At 50.0% G+C, this 3383-nt stretch carries 1 protein-coding gene; it reads left to right on the top strand.

The features are described from left to right. A partial coding sequence (locus FRX45_RS23430; protein WP_394350049.1) for a beta strand repeat-containing protein occupies window positions 1–3383 on the top strand: 3383 nt, incomplete at both ends.

Genomic DNA, 3383 nt, shown 5'->3' with positions numbered 1-3383 from the left:
GCGGACAGACCACAAGAACCATTTCTGTTAACACTGCAGGTACTTACACCGTAACTGTAACACGCAATGGCTGTGATGCCACAGATTCTAAAGATATTACCGTAACAACACCACCAACAGTGAACCTGGGAGCTGATGCAGCCATCTGTGCAGGAAATAATATCACTCTTGATGCAGGCACATACGGTGCCGGAACTACCTATAGCTGGAGCAACGGCGCTACGTCTCAAACCATTACGGTGAGCCCGGCAACAAACACCACCTATACGGTGAACGTTACACGCAATGGTTGTACAGGAACAGATTCAAAACTGATTACTGTCAATACCGCTCCTGTGGTGAACCTGGGAGCTGATGCAGCCATCTGTGCAGGAAGCAGCATTATCCTTGATGCAGGTGATCCCGGTGCAGGCACAACTTATAGCTGGATGCCTGGCGGACAGACCACCAGAACCATCTCTGTTAACACTGCAGGTACTTACACCGTAACTGTTACACGCAATGGCTGTGTAGGTACCGATGCTAAAATTATTACTGTCAATACCGCTCCTGTGGTGAACCTGGGTGCTGACGCTGCGATTTGTGCAGGTGATAACATCACCCTGGATGCAGGTGATCCCGGTGCTGGCACTACTTATAGCTGGAGCCCCGATGGTGCTACCTCTCAGACGATTACAGTAAATCCGGGTGTAAACACCACCTATACGGTGAATGTTACCCGCAATGGCTGTACAGGAACTGATTCTAAACTGATTACTGTTAATACCCCTCCTGTGGTGAACCTGGGTGCTGACGCTTCGATCTGTGCAGGTGATAACATCACCCTGGATGCAGGCACATACGGTGCGGGCACTACCTATAGCTGGAGCAACGGTGCTACGTCTCAAACCATTACGGTGAGCCCGGCAACAAACACCACCTATACGGTGAATGTTACCCGCAATGGTTGCGTGGGTACCGATGCTAAAATCATTACTGTCAATACCGCTCCTGTAGTGAACCTGGGACCGGATGCTTCGATTTGTGCAGGTGATAATATTACCCTGGATGCAGGTGATCCTGGTGCAGGCGCTACTTATAACTGGACGCCCGGCGGTGCTACCACAAGAACCATTTCTGTTAACACAGCAGGTACTTATACCGTAACTGTTACACGCAATGGTTGTGTAGGTACCGATGCTAAAATCATTACTGTCAATACCCCTCCAGTAGTGAACCTGGGACCGGATGCTTCGATTTGTGCAGGAAGCAGCATTACCCTTGATGCAGGTGATCCCGGTGCAGGGACTACCTATAGCTGGACGCCCGGCGGTGCTACCACAAGAACCATTTCTGTTAACACAGCAGGTACTTATACCGTAACTGTTACACGCAATGGTTGCGTGGGTACCGATGCTAAAATCATTACTGTCAATACCCCTCCAGTAGTGAACCTGGGACCGGATGCTTCGATTTGTGCAGGTGATAATATTACCCTGGATGCAGGTGATCCCGGTGCAGGCGCTACTTATAACTGGACGCCCGGCGGTGCTACCACAAGAACCATTACGGTGAGCCCGGCTTCAAACACCACCTATACGGTGAATGTTACACGCAATGGTTGCAGTGCCACAGATTCTAAAGATATTACCGTAACAACACCTCCTGTGGTAAACCTCGGAGCTGATGCAGCCATCTGTGCAGGAAGTAGCATTACCCTTGATGCAGGTGATCCCGGTGCTGGAACTACTTATAGCTGGAGCACAGGTGCTACCACCAGAACCATTACGGTGAATCCGGCGACAAACACAACCTATACGGTGAACGTAACACGTAATGGTTGTACAGGAACGGATTCAAAACTGATTACTGTTAATACCGCTCCTGTGGTGAACCTCGGTGCAGACGCTTCGATCTGTGCAGGTGATAACATCACCCTTGATGCAGGTGATCCCGGTGCAGGAACTACCTATAGCTGGCTGCCCGGCGGACAGACCACAAGAACCATTTCTGTTAACACTGCAGGCACTTATACCGTAACTGTAACACACAATGGCTGCAGTGCCTCAGATTCTAAAGATATTACCGTAGCCACACCTCCAACAGTGAACCTCGGTGCAGACGCTTCGATTTGTGCAGGTGATAACATCACCCTTGATGCAGGTGATCCCGGTGCGGGAACTACTTATAGCTGGAGCACAGGCGCTACTACCAGAACCATTTCTGTCAACACAGCAGATACTTATACAGTAACTGTTACACGCAATGGTTGCGTGGGTACCGATGCTAAAATCATTACTGTCAATACCGCTCCTGTAGTGAACCTGGGACCGGATGCTTCGATTTGTGCAGGTGATAATATCACCCTGGATGCAGGTGATCCCGGTGCAGGCGCTACTTATAACTGGACGCCCGGCGGTGCTACCACAAGAACCATTTCTGTTAACACAGCAGGCACTTATACCGTAACTGTAACACGCAATGGTTGCAGTGCCTCAGATTCTAAAGATATTACCGTAACCACACCTCCTGTGGTGAACCTCGGAGCTGATGCAGCCATTTGTGCAGGAAGCAGCATTACCCTTGATGCAGGTGATCCCGGTGCAGGGACTACCTATAGCTGGATGCCCGGCGGTGCTACCACAAGAACCATTACGGTGAATCCGGCGACAAACACAACCTATACGGTGAACGTAACACGTAATGGTTGTACAGGAACGGATTCAAAACTGATTACTGTTAATACCGCTCCTGTGGTGAACCTCGGTGCAGACGCTTCGATCTGTGCAGGTGATAATATCACGCTGGATGCAGGCACACATGGGGCAGGTACTACCTATAGCTGGAGTCCCGGTGGCGCTACCTCTCAGACCATTACAGTAAATCCGGGCGCAAACATCACCTATACGGTGAATGTTACCCGCAATGGCTGTACAGGAACGGATTCAAAACTGATTACTGTTAATACCGCTCCTGTGGTGAACCTGGGTGCTGACGCTGCTATCTGTGCAGGAAGCAGCATTACCCTTGATGCAGGTGATCCCGGTGCTGGAACTACTTATAGCTGGAGCACAGGTGCTACCACCAGAACCATTTTTGTTAACACAGCAGGCACTTATACCGTAACTGTTACACGCAATGGTTGTGTGGGTACCGATGCTAAAATCATTACGCTCAATACCGCTCCTGTGGTAGACCTCGGTGCAGACGCTGCTATCTGTGCAGGAAGCAGCATTACTCTTGATGCAGGTGATCCAGGTGCAGGCGCTACTTATAACTGGATGCCTGGCGGACAGACCACAAGAACCATTTCTGTTAACACTGCAGGTACTTACACCGTAACTGTAACACGCAATGGCTGTGATGCCACAGATTCTAAAGATATTACCGTAACAACACCACCA

Origin of the sequence: Agriterribacter humi, assembly GCF_009192765.1 — a bacterium.
Taxonomy (GTDB): domain Bacteria; phylum Bacteroidota; class Bacteroidia; order Chitinophagales; family Chitinophagaceae; genus Agriterribacter; species Agriterribacter humi.
Note: the sequence above shows the minus strand (reverse complement) of the source record. Positions and strands in the feature narration are given on the sequence as shown.